At 66.6% G+C, this 23,699-nt stretch carries 26 protein-coding genes and 2 tRNA genes; 10 read left to right on the forward strand and 18 right to left on the reverse strand.

Features of this window, described 5'->3' with window-relative positions; genetic code table 11:
• Nucleotides 1-675 precede the first annotated feature (675 nt).
• The 3 genes from BKA03_RS00400 (at nucleotide 676) to BKA03_RS00410 (ending at nucleotide 1,490) form a co-directional block, all read left to right on the forward strand.
• A complete protein-coding gene (locus tag BKA03_RS00400) occupies nucleotides 676-1,188 on the forward strand; it encodes a DUF3566 domain-containing protein (protein ID WP_152649603.1) in 513 nt (170 codons plus the stop codon).
• 85 nt (nucleotides 1,189-1,273) lie between these two features.
• Nucleotides 1,274-1,347, forward strand: a tRNA-Ile gene (locus BKA03_RS00405).
• 67 nt (nucleotides 1,348-1,414) lie between these two features.
• Nucleotides 1,415-1,490: transfer RNA gene (locus BKA03_RS00410), tRNA-Ala, on the forward strand.
• Nucleotides 1,491-1,577: 87 nt separating this feature from the next.
• On the opposite strand, the gene BKA03_RS00415 is transcribed toward BKA03_RS00410, so the two are convergent.
• The 9 genes from BKA03_RS00415 to BKA03_RS00455 all read right to left on the reverse strand — a co-directional run bounded on the left by BKA03_RS00415 (nucleotide 1,578) and on the right by BKA03_RS00455 (nucleotide 8,928).
• Nucleotides 1,578-2,381 carry an ABC transporter permease gene (locus BKA03_RS00415; protein WP_062075662.1) on the reverse strand — a complete coding sequence of 268 codons (804 nt, stop codon included), beginning with the start codon at nucleotides 2,379-2,381 and terminating at the stop codon, nucleotides 1,578-1,580.
• Nucleotides 2,371-3,180, reverse strand: coding sequence for an ABC transporter permease (locus tag BKA03_RS00420; RefSeq protein ID WP_062075663.1), 810 nt, complete (start codon nucleotides 3,178-3,180; stop codon nucleotides 2,371-2,373). The genes BKA03_RS00415 and BKA03_RS00420 overlap by 11 nt, the downstream gene beginning before the upstream one ends.
• Before the next feature lie 13 nt (nucleotides 3,181-3,193).
• Nucleotides 3,194-4,231 (reverse strand): ABC transporter ATP-binding protein, encoded by a 1,038-nt coding sequence (locus BKA03_RS00425; protein ID WP_062075664.1) that lies wholly within the window; start codon nucleotides 4,229-4,231, stop codon nucleotides 3,194-3,196.
• A gap of 137 nt (nucleotides 4,232-4,368) precedes the next feature.
• Nucleotides 4,369-5,670, reverse strand: coding sequence for a type II toxin-antitoxin system HipA family toxin (locus BKA03_RS00430; protein WP_062075665.1), 1,302 nt, complete (start codon nucleotides 5,668-5,670; stop codon nucleotides 4,369-4,371).
• Nucleotides 5,667-6,020 carry a helix-turn-helix domain-containing protein gene (locus tag BKA03_RS00435; RefSeq protein ID WP_062075666.1) on the reverse strand — a complete coding sequence of 118 codons (354 nt, stop codon included), beginning with the start codon at nucleotides 6,018-6,020 and terminating at the stop codon, nucleotides 5,667-5,669. The genes BKA03_RS00430 and BKA03_RS00435 overlap by 4 nt, the downstream gene beginning before the upstream one ends.
• Nucleotides 6,021-6,088: 68 nt before the next feature.
• Entirely contained in the window at nucleotides 6,089-6,820 is a 732-nt protein-coding gene (locus BKA03_RS00440; protein WP_062075667.1) for a phosphotransferase, read from the reverse strand.
• Nucleotides 6,821-6,851: 31 nt separating this feature from the next.
• Nucleotides 6,852-7,619, reverse strand: a complete 768-nt coding sequence (locus BKA03_RS00445; protein ID WP_062075668.1) for a hypothetical protein — start codon at nucleotides 7,617-7,619, stop codon at nucleotides 6,852-6,854.
• A gap of 107 nt (nucleotides 7,620-7,726) precedes the next feature.
• Complete coding sequence (locus BKA03_RS00450) at nucleotides 7,727-7,933, reverse strand: hypothetical protein (protein WP_062075669.1); 207 nt, start codon at nucleotides 7,931-7,933, stop codon at nucleotides 7,727-7,729.
• A 74-nt stretch (nucleotides 7,934-8,007) separates the two neighbouring features.
• Entirely contained in the window at nucleotides 8,008-8,928 is a 921-nt protein-coding gene (locus tag BKA03_RS00455; protein ID WP_238579445.1) for a LysR family transcriptional regulator, read from the reverse strand.
• A 69-nt stretch (nucleotides 8,929-8,997) separates the two neighbouring features.
• Between BKA03_RS00455 and BKA03_RS00460 the strand changes: the two genes are divergently transcribed.
• Both BKA03_RS00460 and BKA03_RS00465 read left to right on the forward strand, forming a co-directional pair.
• Complete coding sequence (locus tag BKA03_RS00460) at nucleotides 8,998-9,891, forward strand: aldo/keto reductase (protein ID WP_062075710.1); 894 nt, start codon at nucleotides 8,998-9,000, stop codon at nucleotides 9,889-9,891.
• The gene (locus tag BKA03_RS00465) at nucleotides 9,888-10,820 is read left to right on the forward strand and encodes an aldo/keto reductase (RefSeq protein WP_062075671.1); all 933 of its coding nucleotides are present in this window, start codon (nucleotides 9,888-9,890) and stop codon (nucleotides 10,818-10,820) included. Before BKA03_RS00460 ends, BKA03_RS00465 begins: the two co-directional genes overlap by 4 nt.
• A gap of 273 nt (nucleotides 10,821-11,093) precedes the next feature.
• Here the strand turns inward: BKA03_RS00465 and BKA03_RS00470 are convergent, their stop codons facing one another.
• Complete coding sequence (locus BKA03_RS00470) at nucleotides 11,094-12,266, reverse strand: hypothetical protein (RefSeq protein ID WP_062075672.1); 1,173 nt, start codon at nucleotides 12,264-12,266, stop codon at nucleotides 11,094-11,096.
• A 141-nt stretch (nucleotides 12,267-12,407) separates the two neighbouring features.
• Here BKA03_RS00470 and BKA03_RS00475 point away from each other — a divergent pair, with 141 nt between their 5' ends.
• Nucleotides 12,408-12,947: a peptidylprolyl isomerase gene (locus tag BKA03_RS00475; protein ID WP_062075673.1), complete on the forward strand. Its 540-nt coding sequence runs from the start codon at nucleotides 12,408-12,410 to the stop codon at nucleotides 12,945-12,947.
• Nucleotides 12,948-13,184: 237 nt separating this feature from the next.
• On the forward strand, nucleotides 13,185-13,712 hold the full coding sequence (locus tag BKA03_RS00480; protein WP_062075674.1) for a rhomboid family intramembrane serine protease: 528 nt from the start codon (nucleotides 13,185-13,187) through the stop codon (nucleotides 13,710-13,712).
• Nucleotides 13,713-13,839: 127 nt separating this feature from the next.
• Here the strand turns inward: BKA03_RS00480 and BKA03_RS00485 are convergent, their stop codons facing one another.
• Nucleotides 13,840-14,085: a cell division protein CrgA gene (locus BKA03_RS00485; protein WP_062075675.1), complete on the reverse strand. Its 246-nt coding sequence runs from the start codon at nucleotides 14,083-14,085 to the stop codon at nucleotides 13,840-13,842.
• A 129-nt stretch (nucleotides 14,086-14,214) separates the two neighbouring features.
• Between BKA03_RS00485 and BKA03_RS00490 the strand changes: the two genes are divergently transcribed.
• The 3 genes from BKA03_RS00490 to BKA03_RS00500 are packed head-to-tail and all read left to right on the forward strand — an operon-like array spanning nucleotide 14,215 to nucleotide 15,829.
• Nucleotides 14,215-15,048, forward strand: a complete 834-nt coding sequence (locus tag BKA03_RS00490; protein ID WP_179397635.1) for a class E sortase — start codon at nucleotides 14,215-14,217, stop codon at nucleotides 15,046-15,048.
• The gene (locus BKA03_RS00495; protein ID WP_179397625.1) at nucleotides 15,045-15,209 is read left to right on the forward strand and encodes a hypothetical protein; all 165 of its coding nucleotides are present in this window, start codon (nucleotides 15,045-15,047) and stop codon (nucleotides 15,207-15,209) included. Before BKA03_RS00490 ends, BKA03_RS00495 begins: the two co-directional genes overlap by 4 nt.
• Nucleotides 15,206-15,829 (forward strand): aminodeoxychorismate/anthranilate synthase component II, encoded by a 624-nt coding sequence (locus BKA03_RS00500; protein ID WP_062075677.1) that lies wholly within the window; start codon nucleotides 15,206-15,208, stop codon nucleotides 15,827-15,829. Before BKA03_RS00495 ends, BKA03_RS00500 begins: the two co-directional genes overlap by 4 nt.
• Before the next feature lie 272 nt (nucleotides 15,830-16,101).
• Here the strand turns inward: BKA03_RS00500 and BKA03_RS00505 are convergent, their stop codons facing one another.
• The 7 genes from BKA03_RS00505 to pknB form a co-directional block, all read right to left on the reverse strand.
• The gene (locus BKA03_RS00505) at nucleotides 16,102-16,980 is read right to left on the reverse strand and encodes a prenyltransferase (protein WP_062075678.1); all 879 of its coding nucleotides are present in this window, start codon (nucleotides 16,978-16,980) and stop codon (nucleotides 16,102-16,104) included.
• Entirely contained in the window at nucleotides 16,977-17,282 is a 306-nt protein-coding gene (locus BKA03_RS00510) for a lycopene cyclase domain-containing protein (protein WP_062075679.1), read from the reverse strand. The genes BKA03_RS00505 and BKA03_RS00510 overlap by 4 nt, the downstream gene beginning before the upstream one ends.
• Nucleotides 17,279-17,641 carry a lycopene cyclase domain-containing protein gene (locus tag BKA03_RS00515; RefSeq protein WP_062075680.1) on the reverse strand — a complete coding sequence of 121 codons (363 nt, stop codon included), beginning with the start codon at nucleotides 17,639-17,641 and terminating at the stop codon, nucleotides 17,279-17,281. The genes BKA03_RS00510 and BKA03_RS00515 overlap by 4 nt, the downstream gene beginning before the upstream one ends.
• Nucleotides 17,638-19,341 (reverse strand): phytoene desaturase family protein, encoded by a 1,704-nt coding sequence (crtI, locus tag BKA03_RS00520; protein ID WP_179397636.1) that lies wholly within the window; start codon nucleotides 19,339-19,341, stop codon nucleotides 17,638-17,640. Before crtI ends, BKA03_RS00515 begins: the two co-directional genes overlap by 4 nt.
• Nucleotides 19,338-20,246 carry a phytoene/squalene synthase family protein gene (locus tag BKA03_RS00525; RefSeq protein WP_083971833.1) on the reverse strand — a complete coding sequence of 303 codons (909 nt, stop codon included), beginning with the start codon at nucleotides 20,244-20,246 and terminating at the stop codon, nucleotides 19,338-19,340. The genes crtI and BKA03_RS00525 overlap by 4 nt, the downstream gene beginning before the upstream one ends.
• Nucleotides 20,243-21,325, reverse strand: a complete 1,083-nt coding sequence (locus tag BKA03_RS00530) for a polyprenyl synthetase family protein (RefSeq protein ID WP_062075681.1) — start codon at nucleotides 21,323-21,325, stop codon at nucleotides 20,243-20,245. The genes BKA03_RS00525 and BKA03_RS00530 overlap by 4 nt, the downstream gene beginning before the upstream one ends.
• A 212-nt stretch (nucleotides 21,326-21,537) precedes the next feature.
• Complete coding sequence (pknB, locus tag BKA03_RS00535) at nucleotides 21,538-23,688, reverse strand: Stk1 family PASTA domain-containing Ser/Thr kinase (protein WP_062075682.1); 2,151 nt, start codon at nucleotides 23,686-23,688, stop codon at nucleotides 21,538-21,540.
• Nucleotides 23,689-23,699 lie beyond the last annotated feature (11 nt).

The following is a 23,699-nucleotide window of genomic DNA, read 5'->3' on the forward strand; positions in this document are numbered from 1 at the left end:
TATCTTTACCCCTTCACATTAGGGAGAATCCGGTGGATTTGCGCGGGACGATGGTCACCTCCCGGGACCTTCGGGGCGGGGGCTGCACTAAAGGAGAGTCCGCGTGACGGGAGCGTTGAGGGGTCCCGGTACGTTGCCACCGCGTGACCAGGGGCCAAGGCTCGGTTAGGCTTATGCCGACGTGCGCCCTCTGGGCGAGGAGGAGACTTAATGAACGCGGATGACCGCGGCCCCGCAGGAGAGGCCAAGCCACCGTTTAGGCCCGTATCTGGTGAACCGCCAGTGCGCAGGGAAGGGCTCATGCCGCCCAGCGGATCGGTGCCTCAACGGACGGCCTTTCGATCCGTGACGGGGACGACTCCGACCTCGCCGCGCCCAGGTGCGCCGGCGCCGACCCCCCCGGCCGCCGGTATGCGCCCGGCGACCTACGCGCCGCCCTCCACGCCCGGCACTTCGCAGTCGGCGCCCCGCACTCCCATGCCAGACTCGATCCGGCCGGCCACCGGAGCCGCGCCCGGCTCGACAGCCCCTGCAAGGCAGGGAGCTCCGACGGTTGGCGCCGCGACGACGGGCGCCCCAAGGCCAGCGACATCGGCGTCGGGCTTCCCAGCGACGGGCGCGCCAAGGCCAGTGACATCGACGACGCGCGTCCCGACGCCTGATTCCCCGAGTCCAGTGACGTCGACGACAGGCGTTTCGACGCCGCGCGCCGACGAGGTGGGCGCGCCCGCACGTTCCGTCGCGGGAGCGATCGGCATCGGCAAACTCAAGGGCCTCGCTTCCGAAAAGATGAAGGCGAACGACGCCAAGGCCCCGGTTCCCGGTGCGCCACGCAGGGTGCGGGTGTTGCTGTCGCGCATCGACCCGTGGTCGACCCTCAAGATCGGCTTCTTGGCCTCGATTGCTATCGGCATCATGAACGTGGTCGCCGTGTGGGTTCTGTGGACCGCGCTCAATGACATGGCGACGTTCGGCACCATTCAGCAGTGGGTATCCAAGCTGTTCCCGCCGGATCAGCAGGTCAGCATCCTCCAGTTCTTCAACCTCACCAAGGTCATGTCGGCCACTGTTCTGATCGCCGTGGTGAACGTCGTGCTGATTTCCGGGCTGTCCGTGATTGCGGCCTTCATCTACAACATGATTGCCCGTGTGGTCGGCGGCGTGTACCTGACGCTGACTGACGACTAGGCGAGGCTCCAGCGCCCGACGCCGCGGGTTTGGTGAGGCGCGCGCGCGTGCGGTATCTTGGTTGGTCGCGGCTCCGGCCGCATCAGGGCCCATAGCTCAGGCGGTTAGAGCGCTTCGCTGATAACGAAGAGGTCGGAGGTTCAAGTCCTCCTGGGCCCACTACCCCCGTGGTGTCAGCGACGATGCTGGCGCGGCGGCGGGCTTCTTTCCCGGCCGATGGCCGTTCGGGGCCTTAGCTCAATTGGTAGAGCGCCTGCTTTGCAAGCAGGAGGTCAGGGGTTCGATTCCCCTAGGCTCCACCACCCCGCCCCGCAGAGGACCTGTGATCGAGCCTCGCGAGCAGCCGTGCCACGACGCGGCGCCTCGTGCGGAGAATCCCCATCGAACGCCTAGTGCCCCGCGCTCTCGTAGCGCGCCACGCCAAGGCGGAACACCCTGACGCCTAGATACAGGCAGTACGCAGCAACCAATGGGGTGAAGTACCCAATCCACGGCGCGGATCCACGCGACGTGATGCTGACCGCAGGATAGAAGCTCATGAACGCGTAGGGAAGCACCACGGACAGGACGAGGCGGATCACCGGACCGTAGATCGTGATGGGGTACCTGGCGAGCTCACCAAACGAGTGCATGGCGAAAGCGAACATCGACCACGGCGTTCGCAACCAGAAGGCCGCGCAGTTGGTGATGATGTTGAGTCCGACCTTTACGAGCGGCGCGCTGAACAGAAGAACAATCGCCATCGCCACCACGCTCGGCGTCCAGGCGACGTCTATCTGAGTAATCGAGGAGACGAGCAAGGCTCCGCCGAGGGCCATGTTGCCAAGACCGTTCATTCCGATTTGCGAGCTCATCACCTGAAGGAGCGGGTAGAACGGTCGGACGAGGAGCGCGTCGAATCCACCGAGGTTCACGATGACCGACAGCGACCAGATCCCCTGTCCAAAGAGGACGGAGATACCCTCGCCAATGGCGACCAGGGAGTAGATGAAGACGATGTCCCAGAACTGCCACCCGTTGATGTCGGGGACCGCGCGGAAGATCGCCCACAAGAACGCCACGCCCACGCCTTGGCTGAAGATGGCCGCCACCGACATGATCCAGAAGTCCGCTTCGTACTCGAGCGTCGAGCGGAAATGGGCGCCCAGGCTTCTGCGATAGAGCCAGACGTTCCTGCGAAGCTCAGCCACCATGGATCGTCACCTGCCTGCTAGCAACGCTCCACAGGGCGGCTCCGGCCAGCCAAAGCCCGATGGCCCAGGCGGCCTGGACCAGGATCGCCGTCCATGCAGCGCCACCCGTGAGGTGCCCCACGTAGATCAACGCGGGCGTCGACGCCATCCCTGCAAACGGGAGGTACGAAGCGATGGTGTGGAGCCAGTCGGGAAAGAGCGCGAGTGGAACCAGTGCGCCCGAGAACAGGGTCACGAGGGCAATCCGTGCCGCCTGCACGCCGATGTAGTTGCGCGTCCAGAACACGACCAGTCCGCTGATGTACACGATGCCGAACCGCAGCGGGAGCACGAGAAGGGCGGACATCACAAAGGGAATGATCGATCCGGACGGCACCCCGCGGATGCCCCCGAACGCCACGGCGGCGACAAGGGCGACCACGACGCCCGTGAAGAGTTCGTAAACCCCGAACCCCAGGGTCTCGATGAACCGGGCGCGTTGGTAGCCAACCGGCCGCACGAAGTCCAGCGCGACATCGCCCTGCCTGATCCGGCCGGCGATTCGATAGTCGACGTACGCGGAAACGAGGGAGCCCGCGACGAAGGCGACCAGCAAGTACGCCTTCATGTCCGGCCACGTGAATCCTCCGCGCGCCCCGGCCGCGAGCACCGATCGCCACAGGTACAGCATCGCCAGCGCGGAAACCGCGGCCGCCAACAGTCCAAAGAGGAAGCTCATCTGGTAGGCCACGAGGCTTCGAAACGCCGTGCGAGCGATGGCGATATTCGCGCGAGTATCCCGCGCGACCGTCGCGATCATGAGGAACCCGCGATCATGAGGAACCGTCGGCGCGCGAAGACGGCCCGACGTCGGGCTTGAGCTTGTGGGCGTAGACCTTGCGCACGACGTCCTCGATCGCGGGTTCGTCGATGCTGATGTCCGCCACGTCGGCCTCGGCCTGCACCGCGAGGAGCACCTCTCCCGCGGACACGACGGAAGGGTCGAACGACACGTTGAACTCGAGCGCGCTCGCACCCTCGGAGACCTTGGCGAGGGGAATCCGCGACGCAATCGACGCAATCGAGCTCGGCGCCCTGACGGTCGAGATGTGCATCGTCCTATCGCGCGCGTACGTCTCCATGACCGCGCGCAGGCCCCCGTCATAGAGCTTCTTGCCCTCGTCGATGATGACCATGCGGGAACAGATGTCCTCAATATCTCCCAAGTCGTGCGTCGTGAGCATCACCGTCGTGCCCTCGGCCACAAGCTCCCGCAAGAACGAGCGCAGGCGGTCCTTGACCGTCAGGTCGAGGCCAATCGTCGGCTCGTCCAAGAAGAGCGTGCCGGGGCTGTGGATGAGTGCCGCCGCGAGATCGGCGCGCATCCGCTGGCCAAGCGAGATGCTTCGGGCGGTAGACGACAGGATGTTCTCGATGCCGAGCGTCGTCACGAGCCTTTCCAGGGTGGCGCTGTACTCCTTGGCGCCGATGCCGTGCATGTCTCGCAACAACTCAAGCGAGTCTCGGACGGGGAGGTCCCACCACAACTGAGTCCTCTGGCCAAACACGACGCCGATGCGCCGCGCGTTCTCGATGCGATTCTTGTGCGGAATGGCGCCGTCGACGCGCACCTCGCCCGATGTGGGCACGAGAATCCCGGTGAGGAGCTTGATCGTCGTCGACTTTCCTGCACCGTTTGGTCCCACGTACGCGACGGCTTCCCCGCGGTTGACGGCGAGGTCTATTCCGTCGACCGCCGCTGTCTCGGTGTAGTGGCGTTCAAACAGGTGACGCACGGAGCCCTTGAGCCCGGGGCCCTTATCCGGTCTCCGGAAGACCTTCCGGAGGTCCGACGCCAGAATCTGCTCCATTGCCCGCGATCCTCCCCTGCCGCATGCCATTCGACTGGTCATCGGCGAACGTGTCACGTCATGGTGGCACATGCCCCTGACAACTCTCAATGGTGGGCGCTTCAGGCTCAGCCGTCGGTCGAGAAACCCTGACCGCGTTAAGCCAAGGCCTCCGCCCGTACCAACGCAAGCCGCTCCTCGATCTCCAGCCTGCGCGCCTGCGACAAACTCGCGGCGTCGGCGAACGAGTCGAAGCGAGCAACGGCGTCGGCGACTCGAGCGATGATGTCGCGATAACCGGCGACGCCCGCGCGATCGCCGAACACCTCGAGGTCGGCCGCGGTGATGTGCTCGAACTTCCCCTCGACCGACATGAGGTGGCGCGAGACCCACTGGCTGGTGGGATTGTAGGCGAATGTCACGTCGTAGGCGGGAGCGAGACGCCACGTGCCGTCCGCCTCCATGAGGAACGACAGGTTCTTGGTGTGGTCGTCGTTGTTGGACGCGAGAACGTTGAACACGACGCGCCTGAACGCCTCCTCGCGGTCGTCGATGCCCAGGCTGGCCATGGTGGTGAAGTAACTCGCGTAGTCGTTCACGCCCACGGCGTTGAAGTCCAGGGCGCCGATGCCGCACAGGGTTTGCATGTGGAGTCGCTCACCGTCGGTGCCAGGGCGGTCGAAGCGGCGGGTCACAAAGTGCGCCCGCCCGCCCTCCTCGAGCAGCTCGGTGGGGGCCATATCGATTCCGGCCTCGCGCGCCATGAGCGAGTACGCATATTCGGTGCGGCCGTACTCGGCGCCCTTTCCCAACTGGTGGTCGGTGCCCACTCCGTCAAATTTGAGGAGCCACTGCTCGTATCCGTGTGGCGTCTGGAGTCCTCCCGCCGTCATCTCGCCGGTGGTGCGGTTCCACGCGATCACGGCCTTGGCCCTCGCGCCTCCCGCCGACGTGCCGACCGCGAGCAGGTGGTTGAGGGCGTCGGTGCGTGTGCCTGGTGTGCCGAGGTCGCCCTGGACCGCACGCCGTGCCGCCTCGACCAGTTCGTTCATCTCAAGAGAGGTGGGCAGGTCGTGCGGAGAGTGGTCGGGCGTGAACGTCAGCGCGCCCATCCCGCGCGCGCCCACGTAGGCGAGCCGGTCGACCGGGGCGATCTGGTCGGGCGCGACTCCCTCGCGGGCGAGCACCGCGTCGACGATGCCGTTGCCAAAGGCGTCGGGCAGGCTGTCCGCGATCATCGGCGGCAGGTCGTGGAAGGTCTCCCTGTTGAGGCCCGGAAATGTGAATGGAGACCGGGCCTGGGCGAGCGGCATGAGGAGCGGAGAGAGCTCGATGCCTGAGTGGACCCAGGCGGGGTCGTACTGGAAGGCGTAGCCGCGCCTGGTCGACGAAGGGCCGACGGCGCCGACGCTGCGGCCGAACGCCTCGACGCGCAGCAGGTCAACGTGGCGGTAGGTCATGGGGAGGTCTTGCTCCCCGATGCGCGCCGTCCCGATGCGCGCCGTCCCGATGCGCGCTGCGGCTGCTTGCGACCTTCGCGAAGCTGGAGCAGATCGAAGGGGCCGATCTCGGGTTCGGGCTCAAGAGATGCGAGCCAGTCCTGCTTGCCCAGCGCCCGCGCCACCCGCACGAAGGTCTTGAGCGTCGAGCCGTTCCCGTGTTCTAGCCCCTTCACAGCGCCGAGCGAGACGTTGGCGTTGCGCGCGAGGTCGGCCTGGCCGAGGTCCCGCGCGAGGCGCGCGCGCTTGACCTGCGCGCCGAGTTCCTGCTCCCAGTCGGTGGTAGACGCGAAGTCTTCTTGCATGGCCATAGTTATGACTATAACAGGCTTAGAGCGTTACTAATAGTCAATACTCTGACTGTTATGTTCGTGCGGTTTCAGCGGTCTCCAGCAAAGTCCCTCAAGAACTGGGCGTCTCGCACGTATCCCTCGGCGCCTCTCAGCAGGTCGGGCCTGCCGAGTTCGACGGCCTTGCCGATCGACATCTCCGCGAGATCGTAGAGCCGAACAATCGCGACTCGAAGCACGTCGCCCCACGTCGCCTCGGACGCGTATGCCCGCAGGATTAGCTCGACCCGGCGCCGCGCGTCGTCCATGCCGGGGGCGCCCTCGGGCGTCGCCGCCGTAAGCGGCACGATGCGCGTCGCGAAGTACGCGACGTCCCACAGCCGCGGCCCCGGCGAGCAGAAGTCGAAGTCGATCGCCCCCACGATCGCGCCGTCGGCGAAGGCAAGGTTGTGGGGCGCGAAGTCGCGATGGCAGATGACCTCGGACGGCAGCCGTGGCGGGGTTTGCCACACCGCCCCTTCGGTATCAAAGCCGACGCTCGCGTCGTGAAGCTGGCGCAGTCGCCTCGCGCCGTCCTCGAGAAGGGCATCGGCCCAGACCCAATTGGGAAGCGGGTACAGCGGGACCTCGCCCTCGACCAACGACAGCCGTTCGCGATCGCCTTCGATGCCGAGCGGCCGCGGCACCCAGTCCACTCCGGCACGCGCGAGGTGGTTGAGGAGGCGGTGAACGGTCGGGGTCCAAGGCCCGGCCTGGCGCAGCACCGTGTCGCCGTCGCGGACCACCGCGTTCATGTTGCCGCCGGGGAGTTCGCCGTTCATGGAGGACAGCCTAGGTCGACCCCGGCCGCGGCTACTCCGCAGGAGCAGGCGGCGCGTTTTCGACGGCACGGATGGCCGCGGCGCCGTCGGCGAGTAGCACACGGTCTTCGGGGTGGGTCCTGAAGTGCTCGACGATGGCGGCGACCAGGTTGGGGTCCGAGCCGATGTAGACACCGCGGAGTAGGACCGTCGGGCCACTCGCGACGCTGAAGACGACCAACGGTCCCGAAGGTATCGTCATCGCCGACGCGCCTTGGAGTTCATCCCAAGAGATCGCCACCCGTCCGCCATTCCGCACGCCGGAGAGCCCCCGCTCCGACACAGCGAGGCCAACGGGCAAACGCAACTGTCGAATGAGTTTGGTGAGCCGGATGAGCATGTAGACCGAAACAATCCCCATGGCGAACGCGGTGATGTCGGGGATGCCCACTGAACTCTTGCGGGTGATGCGCATATCGAGCGCCATCAGGGCCCCGGGTATCAGGCCGAGGCACACGTAGAGCCAGTACGTCCCAGCGAGGCGCGCGCGGGGGACGAAGCAAAGGACTCCACCGGAACGGACGCGAATCGCACCGCCGTGTACCTCACTCGCTGCTGCAAGCATGGCGAACACGAGGGCGCCGAGGGTGAGGGAGAAAGCCACAAACGCGCCTTGTCTCGCCACCCCGTCTTGAATGAGGCCTGCGAGGAAGACTGCAACCGCGACCGCCCCGTAGGCGACAAGCCGCCCGCGTCGCATCGGCTTGGTGGGTGCGGTGCTCTCCGCCTCGATGCGCGGAGACAAAAGAACCGACGTCACGATTGACCCCCAAGCACCCGCTGTTCACACCACCGTGAAACTCGAGCCAAATCTAGCGGCCGCGACCGCCTGGCGCCAACGTGGTGAATGCCTGCGGAGGTCCCCGTCTACCTAAATGCAGGCTCGTCGGCCACGAGTTCCAGCAGATGCGGCGCCGCCGAGTCCGCCCCGGCCCTGCGGCTCGACAGCGCAGAACCCGTCGACGAGCTCGTGGCTAGGGCGTTGGAGTGGAACCCGGCGGCGTAGCGTTCGGTCTCAACGCCAGCGCCCCGTGAGTACCTGAGTGCTCCAGATTCGTCGAGCAGAGCACTCATGTACTCACAAGGCGCCGGCCGCGATTAGGCGTCGGCCGCTAGGCGCTCCTAGGCGCCACGATCGCGGCCGCCGTCTACCTACACGCGGGCTCGTCCGCCACCAGCTCCAGCAGATGAGGCGCCGCCGAGTCCGCCCCCGCCTTGCGCGACTGGACCACCGAGACCTCCCAGCGCGGAGCGTCGTGCGGCAGGGCCACCGTGACCAGGCGCGCGGCCTGCGGCTTGTTGGACACGTGGCGAGGCACAATCGCCACTCCAAGGCCGCGGTCAACGAAGTCGAGCAGCGTATGGACGTCGCTCACCTGGAAGCGCACGCGCCGCATGAGCCCGCGCGCCTCGAAGGCCGCATCGGTGAGCGGCCGGACTCCCCAAGTGGGGTCGAAGTCCACGTGGTCCTCGACGGCGAGGGCCTCCCACGAGGCGACCGCGACGTCGGCCAAGGCATGATCGCCGGGGCACACGAGCACGAGGTCCTCGTGGCCCAGCACCTGATGCGGCAGCGTGCCCAGGTGTGAGGCGGCCGCCACGAACGCGACGTCGAGCGCGTCGGCGCGCAGCGAATCGATGAGCTCATGCGAACCCGCCTGCCGGAACTGGATCTCGACCTGAGGGTGGCGTCGGTGAAAGCGGTCGATGAGCGCGGTCGCGTCGATTACGCCGAGGCATTGTTCGGTGCCGATGCGCAGGGTGCCCGAAACCTGTCGCGTCGCGTGGACGACGGCGTCGCGCGCGGCCCGCTCCTGGTCGAGCATCGCGCGGGCGTGCGGGAGGAGCGCGAGGGCGGCGTCGGTGGGCTCGACGCGACGGGTGGTGCGCGTGAACAGCGACGCGCCAAGCTCTTGCTCAAGGCCGCGAATACCTGCGGAAAGGCCGGACTGCGACACCCCCATGAGTTGGGCCGCGCGCGTAAAGTGGCGCTCATCGGCGAGTGTCACCAAGTACTCCATCTGCCGCAATTCCATTAAGCACTCCTGGTTGTGGAAGTCATCAGTCACAATCGTTGGACTTCTAAGTTACTCCTTCGTATGCTCAAAGGGAACCCGAACCTATTTCTGGAGGTCACCGTGCGCGAACGCACTATTGGAAGCCACACTGTCTCGGCCATCGGCCTGGGCGGCATGCCCATGTCGATCGAGGGCCGCCCCGACAGGGCGCAGGCCATCGCGACCATTCACGCCGCGCTCGACGCCGGCGTCACCTTCATCGACACCGCGGACAGCTACCACCGCGACGCGGGCGAGGTGGGTCACAACGAGCTGCTCATCGCCGAGGCCCTGCGCTCCTACGGTTCCGACACCTCCGGCATCCTGGTGGCCACCAAGGCCGGCCACTTGCGCCCCGGCGACGGCAGCTGGACCCAGAACGGCGACCCCGCGTACGTGAAGGCGGCCGCCAAGGAGTCGGCCAAGCGCCTCGGCGTCGAGGCAATCGCGCTCTTCCAGTTCCACCGCCCCGACCCCAAGGTTCCCTACGCCGATTCGGTGGGCGCCGTGGTCGAGCTGCTCGACGAGGGCGTCATCGAGATGGCGGGCATCTCCAACGCCAACCCGGACCAGATCCGCCTCGCGAATGAACTTCTCGGCGGACGCCTCGTGAGCGTCCAGAACCAATTCTCCCCCGCCTTCGTCTCCTCGTACCCCGAGCTCGAGTTGTGCGCCGAGATGGGCATCGCCTTCCTGCCGTTCAGCCCGCTCGGCGGCATTTCGCGCGCCCGAGCCGTGGGAGAGAACCACAAGGCCTTCCAGCAGGTCGCCGATGCCCACGGAGTCTCCCCCCAGCGCGTCACCCTCGCGTGGGAGCTCGCACTTGCGCCCATCGTCGTCCCCATCCCCGGCGCCTCCAAGCCCGCCTCCGTCATCGACTCCGCGCAGGCACCCGACCTGGCGCTCACGGCCGAAGAGGTCGCGCTCCTCTCCGCAGTGTTGAATCAGCGCAGTACTGAAGGGCTAACCGAGTGAAGACCTACAACCTCCCAGGCATCGACGTCCCCGCATCGAACGTCGCTCTCGGCCTGATGCGCATCCAGGACAAGACCGACCAGGAGGTGCGCACCCTGGTGCACACCGCCCTCGACGCGGGCATCACGGTCATGGACCATGCAGACGTCTACGGCTCCACCCTGCACGGATGCGAGGTTCGCTTCGCCGAGGCCATGAAGCTCACGTCCTCCCAGCGCGAGGCCATGGTGATCCAGTCCAAGGCGGGCATCGTCCGCGAGGGCCCGTACTTCGACTTCTCGTCCGAGCACATCGTGGCTTCGGTCGACGCGTCGCTCAAGGCGCTCGAGACGGACTACCTCGACCTGTTGCTCCTGCACAGGCCCGACGCCCTGGTGGAACCGGAGGACGTCGCGAAGGCTTTCGATGAGCTCGGGGCAGCAGGCAAGGTGCGCGCGTTCGGTGTCTCGAACCACACGCCCGGCCAGATCGACCTGCTACGCAAGTTCGTGAAGCAGCCGATCGTCGCCAACCAGGTGCAGTTGTCCGTCACCCACGCACCGATCATCGCTCAGGGCACGGCCATGAACATGGCGGGAGTCGACCAGTCGATCTCGCTCGACAACGGCATCGTCGACTACTGCCGCCTGCACGACATCACGCTCCAAGCGTGGTCGCCGTTCCAGGCGGGCTTCTTCACGGGCCCATTCCTCGGCAACCCCGAGTACGTCGAACTCAACGCCGTGATCGACCGCCTGGCGGAGAAGTACGGCGTCCCCGCGCTCGCGATCGCGACGGCGTGGATCACGCGGCACCCCGCTCACTGGCAAGTGGTCATCGGCACCACGACGCCCGAGCGCGTCGCGGCCGCCGCTCAGGGATCCGAGATCCCGCTCACGCGCTCCGAGTGGTACGAGATGTTCAGGGCCGCGGGCTACCAAGTCCCGTAATCCGCCGCTCGCGCCGGTAGTGGGTCACCACGCACCCGCTTCGCGGCCGCGCGCGCGGTAGTGGGTCATCAGGTACCCGATGTCGACCAAAGCGGGCGCGAGTGGGTCATCAGGTACCCGATTGCGAAGCGATGTCAGCGCACGCGGCTCCTGCTGAACCGGCCGCACTGCACGCAGGCTGAACTGCCAGCAGTGCCAAAAAGGAAGGGCCACGCCAATGGCGTGGCCCTTCCTTTGCGACTCGGGGTCGCGTGGTCTTCTTACTGCAGGGTGCTACTCGCCGGTCTTCTTGGCCGAGGGCTTCCGGGCGGCTGGCTTTGACGCTGCCGTCTTTGATGCTGCCGGCTTGCGCGGCGCGCGTGGCTTCTTGGCTGCGGCAGGAGCGGGAGCGTCGTCCGGCGTCCCGCCCTCGTCCTCCCACACGTCTTCGGCATCGTCAAGGGTGTCGGCAAGCCCCATGGCGGCACGATGACGCGCAGCCTCGACGTTCGCCCTGAGGCGCTCCGATTCGCTGACCGCGGTGGCGCGGGCCTTCTCTACGACGGGCCCGGCAACTCCCTTTGCACGCTCGACAACGGGCGTCGCGGCGTCCTTGGCCCTGGTGGCCGCGGTAGACGCGGCGACCACTGCCTTGTCGACGTACGGAGTCGCTTGTGCCCTGGCCTTGTCAACGTACGGAGTCGCCTGCTCCTTCGCCTTATCGACATAGGGGCCGGCCTGCTCCGCGAGCTTCTTGGCCTCCGCAACCGTGGCGTCCTTGGCCTTCGCGTAGGTGGGGCCGGCCTGCTCGGCGACCACGGTCGCTGCGGAGGTTACCGCCTCGGCCGCGCGCTTCGCTGCAGCGGCGGTAGCATCGGCCGCCTTGTTGACGTCGCGACGTAGGCGCGTGGGGAAGTCGTCTTCGCCCTCAAATTCCCATTCGTCATCGTCGCCGGCCCACCCATCCTTGGCGGGGTTGCGCTTGGCCCACATCACGAGCGCGGCACCGGCAGCACCGGCGATCAGCACGGGGACGAGCACCTTGGCCAACGTCGAACCGCCCTTGCGCGGTGCGTCGTATTCGTCTTCTTCCGCGGCGCGATCGAATGCGGAGAGCACGGCGGGGATCGCGGCGCCCACGATCGCGCCTTGAGCAACCTCGACCCAGTGTTCGGCCTTGGTTCCGGCCTTCTTCACGTAGGGCTTGGCCTTCTTGGCGGCGGTGTGCACCGCCTGCTCCGCGCGGGGTGTTGCCCATTCCTTCGCTTCTGACCAAGTGGTCTCCACGCGAGGGGCCGCCCATTCCTTGGCGTTCCTCACGCGAGGCTCCGCCCACTCCCTCGCCGTGCGCGCGGCCTTGCCCGCAGCGTCGGCGGCACGCTCGGCCGCGTCGCGCGCGGTCTCCGCAGCGTCTATGGCTTGCTTGCGGTACTTTTCGGCATCCGTGCCGTCCCAGCGTCGCTGCATCGAAAGCCTCCCAAATAGCGGTTCACTGTCCATACTGCCACTTGCCCAGGCCGAACGCGAGGCTCAGGTCCCGCGTGCGCCAACGGCGAACATGACCCTATGGGCCAGTCCGGACACCCCGAGGCATGCCACAATGGCCGGATGATCGCTACGTTGCAGACCACTGCGGGAGACATCCGCATCGAGCTCTATCCGAACCACGCGCCCGTGACCGTGGCCAACTTCACCGGCCTGGCCACCGGCGCCAAGGAGTGGAAGGACCCGATGACGGGTCAGCCCAGCTCCGACCCCTTCTATGACGGACTGGTGTTCCACCGCGTCATCGACGGATTCATGATCCAGGGCGGCTGCCCCGTCGGTACGGGAACGGGTGGCCCCGGGTATAACTTCGACGACGAGATCACCCCCGAACTGCGCTTCGACGGGCCGTACATCCTCGCCATGGCGAACGCGGGCAAGCGCCTCAACCCCATCACGGGCAAGCAGGGCGGCACCAACGGCTCGCAGTTCTTCATCACCTTGGGCCCCACGCCGCACCTCAACGGTGCGCACACCATCTTTGGCAAGGTCATTGACGACGAGTCGAAGGCGGTTGTCGACAAGATCGGCTCCACGCCAGTCGGCCGCGGCGACCGTCCCGTCGAGGACATCATGATCACCGGCGTCACCGTCGAGGACTAAGCGAGAGTGACTGAAGCGACGCAGGGGGCGCCGGACCAGGCTCCCCCTGTGTGTCCGCGCCACCCCGACAGGGTGAGTTACGTGCGGTGTCAGCGGTGCAATCGGCCCACGTGTCCCCAGTGCCAGGTGGCCGCGCCCGTAGGAGTGCTGTGCGTCGATTGCGTGCGCGCGGCGGAGAAGTCTGCGGGCGGGGCAAGGGCGCGGGCGGCGGCACGGTCCGGGCGGGGCGCCGTTACGATGACGATCATCGCCATGAACGTCGCGTTCTACCTTTACGGTGGTGCCACCGGGATGGTTGCGTGGCAAAACCGCTTCGGACTTGCCCCCATTTATGGTCTGAACGAGCCGTGGCGGTGGGTGACCTCGGGCTTCGTGCACGTGAGCGTGCTCCACATCGGCATCAACATGCTGATGCTTTACCAGTTTGGCCGTCAGCTCGAGGGAATTCTCGGCTGGAAGCGCTTTGTGACGCTCTACGGCGTTTCGCTCCTGGGCGGCTCGCTCGCTATCGTGCTCCTCGCCCCGAGCAATAGTTTGCACGTAGGAGCATCGGGCGCGATCTTTGGGCTCTTCGCCGCCTATGGCGTGTTGCTGTACAGCAGGAAACTCCCGTGGCAAAGTCTCGCGGCGACGGCCGGAATCTGGCTCGTTGCGGGCTTCTTCCTACCCGGGATTTCCTGGGAGGGGCACGTGGGCGGCGCGATCACGGGAGCAGTGGCAATGGTGGTCATACTCGCGATGAACAAGGCGAAGCGGCACTCGTAGTTTCGCCCCGGCCAGACTTCCCTGGGCCCACCGGTATCGGCACGCGAGACGCGAAGGAAATGACACCGGTGTAGTTATCCCCTGCCTGTGGAAAGTTCTGGGGAGAACTACACGCGTGTAACTCGGACTACTTCCAGCGCGTGGCGAGCCCCATAGCAATCAACAGTGCCGAGAAGCCAGTCACGATGTTCCAGTACCCGATGTCGAGGGGGTACCGCTGACCGCTGACGTAGTAGACGACGATCCATAGTGGCCCGAGTACCAGGAACGTGCTCATGACCGGCACAAGCCACCTGGGGTTATCGGTCTTTGGCTTTGTGATGTTGCGCGGGACCTTGTAGGTCTCGCTCTTCCGCTTCTTTGAGACGGCCACTGTGCCCTCCTGGACTCCACACGGCGCGGCCACCAAGCGGCCGGGCAATCCCCCTAGCGTAGCGGCAGGCGCCCGATGCGTGGACGCGACGGTGACGAGCGGCGCGAAGTCACGTATCCTGTCACTCTTATGGCCGTCGAATCCGTCCCCAGCAGCGACCTTGCGGTGCCCGCGCAGGCGACTCCAAAGAGCCGCCGAATTCTTGAATCGGTCTTCGGCTTGGTGGGCGAGATCCTCATCACGGGGGGTGTGGTTCTCGGCCTCTTCGTCGTCTGGCAACTCTTCTATACGGATGTTCTTTCTGGTCGCACCCAAACGCAGGTGCTCGACAATATCTCTTGGGCTGAGCCAGTGCGGGTGCCCGCGATCACCGCGGGCGGGATCACGGCCGCTGGCGTCACCGCGCCCGCCGTCGAGGTGGCAACCATCCCCGACAGCCTCAAGGTCTACTCCGCAGCGGGCGCGCCGGTCATTGCGGAGCCGTCGGTGACCACCACGTTCGCGACCCTTCACGTTCCCCGCTGGGGCCATGACTACGTCAGGACCATCTCGGAGGGAACGGACTGGGCAAGGGTGCTCAACGTGTTGGGTATCGGTCACTACAAGGGAACGGCGATGCCGGGCGCGGTCGGCAATTTCGCGATCGCCGGCCACAGGACTACCTACGCCAAGCCCTTCGCCGACATCGACACCCTCCAGGTGGGAGATTCGCTCGTCGTGCAAACAGAGGCGGCGTGGTACGTCTACACGGTGACGGGCACCGCCATCGTGAACCCCACTGACGTTGCCGTGATCGCCCCCGTGCCCGACAAGCCGGGCGAGGCGCCGACGGTAGCGTCCATCACAATGACGTCTTGCACCCCCAAGTTCTCCGCCGCACAGCGTTACATCGTCTGGGGCCAGTTGAAGTACTGGGCGCCGACGGGCAACGGGTACCCGAGCGAACTCTTGGAGAAGCCATGATTTACCCGTGGATTTGGCGTCACCTGCCGGGGCCTCGCTGGGCGCGTGCCGTCATGCTCACTTTGATCCTGGGGATTGTGGTGTTGTCGCTCTTCCAATGGGTGTTCCCGTGGGTGGCGGCCCAGTTGCCGAACCAAAGCCAAACGGTGGGCGGGCAATGACTAGCATCCTGGTCATCGACAACTACGACTCGTTCGTCTATACAATCGTGGGCTACTTGCGTCAAATGGGCGCGCTGACCACAGTGGTGCGCAACGACGCCGTCGACCTGACCGTCATTCCGCAGTACGACGGCGTGTTGGTCTCGCCGGGGCCCGGAATCCCCGCGAACGCCGGCGCCTCGATGGACGTCATCAGGGGCTGCGCGGCCGCAGGAGTTCCGATGTTGGGGATTTGCCTGGGTCACCAGGCGCTTGCCGAGGTCTTTGGTGCCGTGGTGTCGCATGCGCCCGAGCTCATGCACGGCAAGACTTCGCTGATATCGCACGAAGGAGGCTCGGTACTTGCCGGACTGCCGTCGCCGTTCACCGCGACCCGATATCACTCGCTCGCGGTAGAGCCCCCAACGGTTCCCGACACTCTTGAGGTCACCTGCACCACCGCCAACGGGATCATCATGGGGCTGCGCCACAGGATTCTGCCGCTCACGGGCGTGCAATTTCACCCGGAGTCGGTCCTTACGGAGGGCGGCCACCGGCTGTTGGCCAATTGGCTCGAAGAGTGCGGCATGCCGGATGCCGAGGCCCGCTCGGCGGGGCTGAGCCCGCTCGTTCGCAAGTAGCGCCCGCCCGCTCCGCCGGCATCGGCGTCTCTGTGGGCGCGTCAGGTACCCACCACGCCCTAAGTGGGTCATCACGTACCCGCTTTTTGCGCGCGCGCGTCCCTGTGGGTCATCACGTACCCGCTTAGCGGATGACGATGCGCCGTCCCGGCCCAAGGCGTGCCGACTCAACAACGAGTCTTGATCGGGGGCACCGGGTACGTGTTGACCCACTCCAGGCATCGACTAACCCAAAACGGGTACGTGGTGACCCATCTCCAGGGGGCTTGCGGCTAGAGCCAGCGCTTGACGCTCACGATGAGGAGCATCGTCACGAGGAAGCCAACGGGCTGATTGAGCCACAGGAACGTGCGCCAACCGCGGTTCGCGTCCTCGCAGTTTTCGTCGGTGATGCGCGCGAATCGCGCGACCGAAGCCGCGTAGGCGAGCGGAAGCGCCGCCGCGAGCACGCCAGGCCACGGCAGCAGTAGCAGCAGGGCGCTCGCGGCCACATACATGACCAACGCGAACCATACGGTGACGCGCGCGCCCATGACGGTGCCGATGGAAGCGATGACGCCCTCGCGGTCTGCGCGCACGTCCTGAACCGCGCCGAAGGCATGCGACGCCATGCCCCACGCGAGGAACGCCACCCAGATTGGCCAGATACCCCGCGCTGTGAGGCCCGCCCCCGTCAGCACGAGCGCATACACGAGCGGTCCCGCGAAGTGCACCGCGGAGGTGAACGAGTCGAGGAAGGGCCGCTCCTTGAAGCGCAATCCCGGTACGGAATAAGCCACTACAGCACAGATGACCGCCAAAAGCGGTACAAAAGAAGCCATTGAGCCGTGGAGGGCGAGCCAGGTGGCCATGGGCACGACTGTGAGCACCGAGGCCCAAATGATCCCGCGGTGCACCTTGCGGGCCCGTGCCCTGTCCCGCACCACGTCGCCCTCGATGCCGCCCTTGCGCGGGTTGAGCAGGTCGGACTCGTAGTCGAAGACGTCGTTCACGCCGTACATGAGCAGGTTGTACGGGATCAGGAAGAACAGGGTGCCGACGATGAGCAGCGCATCGACATGCCGCTCCACCATCAGGTAGCCCGCGGCGAACGGGTACGCGGTGTTGATCCAGCTGACGGGCCGAGACGCCTTGACGATGCTGACGATCACTGGGCGCCTCCTCCGGGCTTGCGCCGGCCCAGCAACGTCCACACGGTGGGCACGAGCAGTATCGCCCCGATGGCGTAGGCGAAGTCCTCGACGGGTGCGACCGGCACGAGCAGGCCGGAGATCTTAGCAGCGTCATACGCGACGATGTCGAGGCCCACGATGACGTTGTCGAACACCGCGGTGAGAGCCACGAGGGCGAGCGCCGTCAGCGCGAGCGGGCGGAACGGCAAGCGCCGCAGCGTAGGCACGGACACCAGGGCCAACGTGGCAAGGACGGCGAGGGACAGGAGTGCGTAGGTCATCGGGCGCTCTCGTCGGACGTGATGTCGGGGCGTCGCGCCGCGGGCCGCCGCGAAAACGCGAGCCACAAGAGCAGCGTTTGGTAGACCAGCAAGGTCAGGAAGAAGAGCTCCTCAAGCGGAACCTCGGGTGCCACCTGAATCCCCGTCAGGTAGCGCGAGTCACCGCGGAAGAAGATCCCAAGCCCCACGCCCTCGAGGTCCCACACGAGGAACACGGCGACGCCGATCCCGACGGTCGCGAGCGTCCTGCGCGCGTCGGCAAACAGCGCGAGGCAGTACCGGCGATCCAAAAGGCCGAGACCCGCGAGGCTCACGAACAACGCGGCCAGGTATGCGCCGCCCGGGTACACCGAGCTCACGCGCGCGCCTCCCGGCTCGCGCGGTGCCCATCGCCGCGAGGGCGTGGCCCAACGCCGCCCGGCCCGTGCCCCTCGCCTCTGGCGATCCTGCCGAGCACGTCGCGACGCACCGAACGCGCCAAGAAGCCGTGCGGAGCCGGCGTCGGCAACGGCGAGACGCCCGTCGCGCCCAGGAGGCGTTTGGCGACCAGTTCCGCAGAGATGAGGCAGATCGGCATGCCAATGCCAGGAACTGTCGACGACCCGACATACATCAGGTTGGGAACGACGGGAGAGGCGTTCCCAGGCCTGAACATGGCCGACTGGCGCACGGTGTGCTCCAGTCCAAGCGCGGATCCGCGCCAGGTCGACAGTTCCGTGGCAAAGTCATGTGGTGCGGTCACGTTGTAGAGCGTGGTGCGCTCGCGGAGGTCGGGAATCGACGCCCATGCCGCGACCTGATCCAGGTACCGCCACGCGTATTCCTCGAGCGTCGCCCGGCTGTCCGGTGTGGCCCCGAGCGCGGCATCGGCGGGGAACGGCACGAGCATGTACAGGTTTTCGTGCCCTTCGGGCGCGGAGGCCGGGTCGGTAGGGGTTACGCGCGAGACGTAGACCGACGCGGGGAAGGGCGGCTCGAGTTCGCCGCCACCCACGATCTTGGCGAAGTTCGCGTCCCAGTCGTGCGAGAAGAACAGGGTGTGATGAGCGAGTTCGGGCAGCTCGCCGCGCACCCCGGCGAAGACCAACAGCGCGCTGACGCCCGGCGACCGGCGTCTCCACCGCCGCTCGGGCTGCCACTGGTGCGGCGCGTCCAGAAGCTCGGTCTCGGTGTGGTGCATGTCCGCCCCCGATACGACCGCATCGGCCGCGAGCACCTCGCCCGAGTCAAGCTCGACGCCCGACGCGAGGCCGTCGTTGCCCACGACGATGCGCGCCACGTTCGTCGACGTGCGAATCGCGACGCCCTCGGCAAGCGCGACTCGCTCCAAGGCGCGAATGACCTCGTACATGCCGCCGCGCGGGTACCGCACGCCGTCGGTCAGGTCCAGGTGACTCATGAGCGAAAAGAGGCTGGGCGCGCGCTTGGGCGAGCTACCAAGGAACACCGCGTGAAAGCCCAGGATCTTGCGCAGGCGCTCGTCGCGCACGCGCGAGGCCACCTTGGAGCCCAGGGACCTGGTGAGCAGGGAAGCGAGCATCGGGAGCCTGCGAATGACGCTCGCGTTCGCGACTCTGTCGGGCCGCTCGAACGTCGTGTAGAGGAAGCGATCGAGGGCGAGGTCGTACAGTTCGCGGGACTCGGCGGCGTAGGCGCGCATCGCATCGCCGTCTCCGGGCGACATCCTGTTAAAGAGCGCGTAGTTGGCCTCGGGGTCCGCGACGACGTCGAGCGACTCCCCGGGACCCGCGGCATCGGCGCCTTCGAAAAACACGCGGTACCTCGGGTCGAGGTCGATGAGGTCGAACTGTTCCGCAGTCGACGTGCCCATGAGGGCGAAGAACTGGTCAAAGGCCTCGCGCATCAGGTACCACGAAGGCCCCGTGTCCCAGCGGTAGCCGTCGGTCTCCAGCAGGCTTGCCCTACCGCCGACGAGCGGGTGGCGTTCAAGCAGCGTCACCGCGGCACCTCCCCGAGCGAGAAGCGCGGCCGCGGCCAGCCCGCCGACGCCGGCGCCGATCACGACGATGCGGGGGCCGGGAGCGGCGTCGGCCGTCACGCGGGCCTCCTGGTGGCGCCCATCCACGGGCAGGCGTTGCGCGCGGCGAGGGCGGCCTTCACCGGGTTGGGCACGCGGACGCGCTCGAAACAAAGGCGGCTCGCCGGTGTGCGCTCGATGCGCCTCAACAGATGCGAGTAGATGTCGATCGTGGTGGTGACGGCGATGCGCGCTCGCCTCGGCAACGCTGGCAGGCACAGCTCCGCGGCTCTGATGTCGGCCCGGCAATCGTCGACGAGTGAGGCAAGCGTCGCGTCGGTCAGGCTGGTGGCCGTGACCCCCGGGAAGTAAGAGCGCCCAAGCTCCCCGGTGTCGGTCGCGAGGTCGCGCAAGAAGTTGATTTTTTGGTAGGCCGCGCCGAGGCGTCGGGCGCCCTCGCGCACCTCGCTCGAGGCCTGACCGGGCCCCTCGGGGGTGGCCACAAAGGCCGCCAGACACATCTCGCCTATCACCTCGGCCGAGCCGTAGACGTAGCGGTCGAAGCTGGCGGGGGTGTGCTCGGTGGTTTCGAGGTCCATGCGCATCGAGGCAAAGAATGGCTCCGTCAGGTCCTTGGTAATGCCCGTGGCGCGGGAGGTCAACCCAAAGGCGTGTGCCACAAGGTTGGTGCCGAAACCCCCATCCATGCTCGCGTGGACATCGCGTTCGAAGCCGTCAAGGAGCTCGCGTGCGTCGGGGCCCCGATACGTGTCGACGATCTCGTCGGCCACGCGCACCATCGCGTAGATCGACGTGATGTGCCGGCATGTGCTCTTGTTGAGCAGCCGCGCGCCAGCCCCAAATGAGGTTGAATAGCCGCGAATCACTTGAGCCGATGCTTCGTACGCGGTCTTGTCGTAGAGCGCGAGCGACGTCTCATTGTCGTGCTGAGCGCCTCTTCGCGCCCGGCCCGCCCACTTCTTCACGAGGTTCGCTCCTCCAGGGAGTCGATCAATTCGTTGAGATATCCCGACAGCGGAGCGGGGATGCGCTCCGTCGCGATCCTACGCGCCGACCGCGCGTGCTGGCGGGCGACCTTGAGCGCCCGGTCCCTCGCACCCGACTCGATGAGCACGGTCCGTACACGTTCCGCCCCCTCCTCGTCCAGGTCGGGATTGCCCACGGAGGCCCTCAAGACGGCCTGACCGTCGTCGTTTGCTTGGTGGAATCCCAAGCGCAGCAACTCGGTGCGCTTGCCGGCGCGCAGGTCAGAAAGCACCGACTTGCCCGTCACCGCCGGGTCGCCAAACACGCCAAGGTCGTCGTCGACGAGCTGGAAGGAAAGCCCGAGCGACGCGCCCAGGCGTTCCAGGTGGGTCACCATCGTGGGGTCCGCCCCGGCCAGTTGCGCCCCCGCGCGAAGGGGCACGACGCAAGAGTAGGTGGCGGTCTTGAGCTCCGCTACCAGCAGCGAGTTGGCATCGGCCGGATCGATCAGATCGCCGTACATGTCGAGCAACTCGCCGGCGATGGTGGTGCGAATGGCGCGCGTGATGAGGTCGAGGCACGCGAGGCGATGGTGCGCGGGCAGCGGCGCGCGAGAGATGAGGTCATAGGCCGAGGCGATCGCCAGGTCGCCGCCCAGGAGCGCCGCGGCAAGGACGTGATCGTCCACTTGGGACGGACGCAGTCGCGAGCCGCGCAGTTCTGCCCTGCGCGTTCCGGCCACGTTTGGCTTTCCGCGCCTCACCTCGTCGTGATCAAGCACATCGTCGTGAACGAGCATGGCGATGTGAAGCATTTCCATGGCGGCGGCGACGGGAAGAATCGCACTGTCGTCCTCGCCTCCCAGACCGGCGTAGGCGGCGAGCGTGAGAGAGGGGCGCAGATTCTTGCCCCCACCGAACTGGTTGCCGAGCGTCTGCCACAGATTTCGGTAGTCCGAGCCTGCGGCGGGCAACTCCGATCCCGCCCCCACGAGGTAGTCGTCGAGAGTGCACTGGACGGCCTCGAGCCCCGCGGCCACGTATGCGCGCAGGTCGGGTGCGGTGAGCAGCGTCGTCATGGTTCCTGGTAAGACACCGTGGAGGCGCGCCGCATTCCCGATTTTCGAAATTGCCCGCGGCGAGCGAAGCGACTGCCCGGTACAGAAAACGCCACTGCAGCGACGGACGCCGTGAAAAGCGGTACAAAAAACGCCATCACATGGGGGCGTCGGGGGCCGTTACGGAGGAGGCATCCCGCGCCTCCTCCGCACTCAACCATCCGGCGCGCCCGCTAAGGCTTTGTCGCTGTTGCCGTAGCGGTTGGCGTGGGTCCGACGCCGGGGCCCTTCGACACCGTGAGGGTGACCGTGGTGTTGAGCGCCACCTGAATGCCCGCAGACGGATTCTGCGAGATGACGTTGCCAATCGGCACCGGGGGCACCGCAGTTGAGAACTCCTTCGTCACCGTTACGTTGAGTCCCGCCGCCTGCAGGATCGACGTGGCGTTTGCCTGCGTCTTGCCAACAACATCGGGCACGGCAACCGTGGTGGGCGCCGTGGCAATCTGGAGCGTCACGGTCGAGCCCTGGGGCACGGGGCCGGGTTTGGGGGTCATGTCGTACACGGTGTTGGGATCCTGCTGGTCCGTCGCCACATTCTGCAGGTCGGCGACCAGGCCCAACTTAATGAGGGTCTGTTGCGCCTCGGTACTCGTCTGGGTGCGCAGTTCCGGTAGGTCGACCAGGCCGTCCGAGACGTAGAGCGTGACCGAGGAATCGCGCGCAACACTCTGGGTTGAGGCGGGGTCGGTCCTGGTGGCGCGATCCTTCACGATGGTCGGATCGTGCTCGGTCTGCACGTCGGATACCTTCACGCCGGCGGCCTCGAGTGCCGTGATGGCATCCGCCTGAGTGAGACCCTTGACGTCGGGAATGGTGACCGTGTCCGGACCAGTAGAGACCCACATGGTGACGGTGGACTTCGCCGCGACCTGCTGGCCCGACGCCGGGTCCGTGCGCGTCACGCGGCCAACGGCGACGGTGGCAGAGGCCTCTTGTTGGACGTCGACGACGAGGTCCAGCTTGGTGAGCCGGGACTCGGCATCGGCCTGCAAGGCGTTGGTGACGATCGGAATGGTCACAAGAGTGGGCGCGGGAGGGGCGTTGTTCGAGTTCCTATTCGCGATCGAAAACAGCGTCACCACGAGGATGATGAGGGCGATCACGGCCGCCGCACCGATGGCAATCTGAATCATGAGCCGCCTGTGGCGGGGATCATCCTCGACGAGGTACTCGTCGGCTATGAGTGTGCCAGTCGCGGGAGACGGAGCTCGAGGTGGCATGGAGGAGCCGCCCATGACCGAACCCCATGCGCCGGCGGTAGCCGCGGGCATCACGGTAGTTGCGCCGGTACCTGGACCGCCTTGACCCGCGGCACCGGGCTGGAATCCGGGAGCGTAGGGCGAGGCGTTGCCGGGGCCGGGGCCTGCGCCTGCTGGTGCGTCCGGCCGTGGAACTCCCGCCGCGGCGGCAACGCCCACCGCGCCGACCGCGCCGACCGCGTGTACGCCGCTCGTGGGGCTCGGAGTCACACCCATGGCGCGCTGGAGGTCGGCCGTGAACTCTTGGGCCGTGGAGTACCGGAGGTTGCGGTCCTTCTCAAGCGCCTTCGCGACGACCGCATCGAGCTCGGGGGGGACGTCGGAAGCGAACTGTGAGGGACGCGGCGCTGGCTCGCGCACGTGTTGGTACGCGACCGACACCGGAGAGTCGCCCATGAAGGGAGGCCGGCCCGTGAGGAGTTCAAAGAGCAAGCAGCCGGTCGAATACAGATCGGAACGGGCGTCGACGTTCTCGCCGCGAGCCTGCTCCGGCGACAGGTACTGAGCGGTGCCGACGACGGCTTGGGTCTGCGTCATCGTCTGGCCCACATCGGCCAAAGCGCGGGCGATCCCGAAGTCCATGACCTTGACCGCGCCGGTGGGCGTGAGCATCACGTTGGCCGGCTTGATGTCGCGGTGAACGAGTCCCGCGTGGTGTGCGTAGTCGAGCCCCGCGAGCACGCCCTCGGTGATCTCGACGGCCTCCTCGATGGGAGCGGCAACGTCGCCCTTCAGGATGTCGCGAACGGTGTGACCCTCGACGTACTCCATGACGATGAAGGGCACGGCTTGGAGCACCCCATGGTCGTTCTGGAACTGGTCTTCGCCGGTGTCATAGACGGCGACGATGGAGGGGTGGTTGAGCCCTGCGGCGGCTTGGGCTTCGCGACGAAAACGGGTCTGGAACGACGGGTCGCGCGCCAGGTCGGGGCGCAGGATCTTGATGGCGACGCTGCGGCCGAGGCGCGTGTCGTAGCCGATATGGACTTCCGCCATACCGCCGCGACCGATGAGGTCGCCGACTTCGTATCGACCCGCGAGGATCCTTGGTTCGTCGTTCATTGTGTTCCTTG

The organism is Demequina lutea (assembly GCF_013409005.1).
Taxonomy (GTDB): domain Bacteria; phylum Actinomycetota; class Actinomycetes; order Actinomycetales; family Demequinaceae; genus Demequina; species Demequina lutea.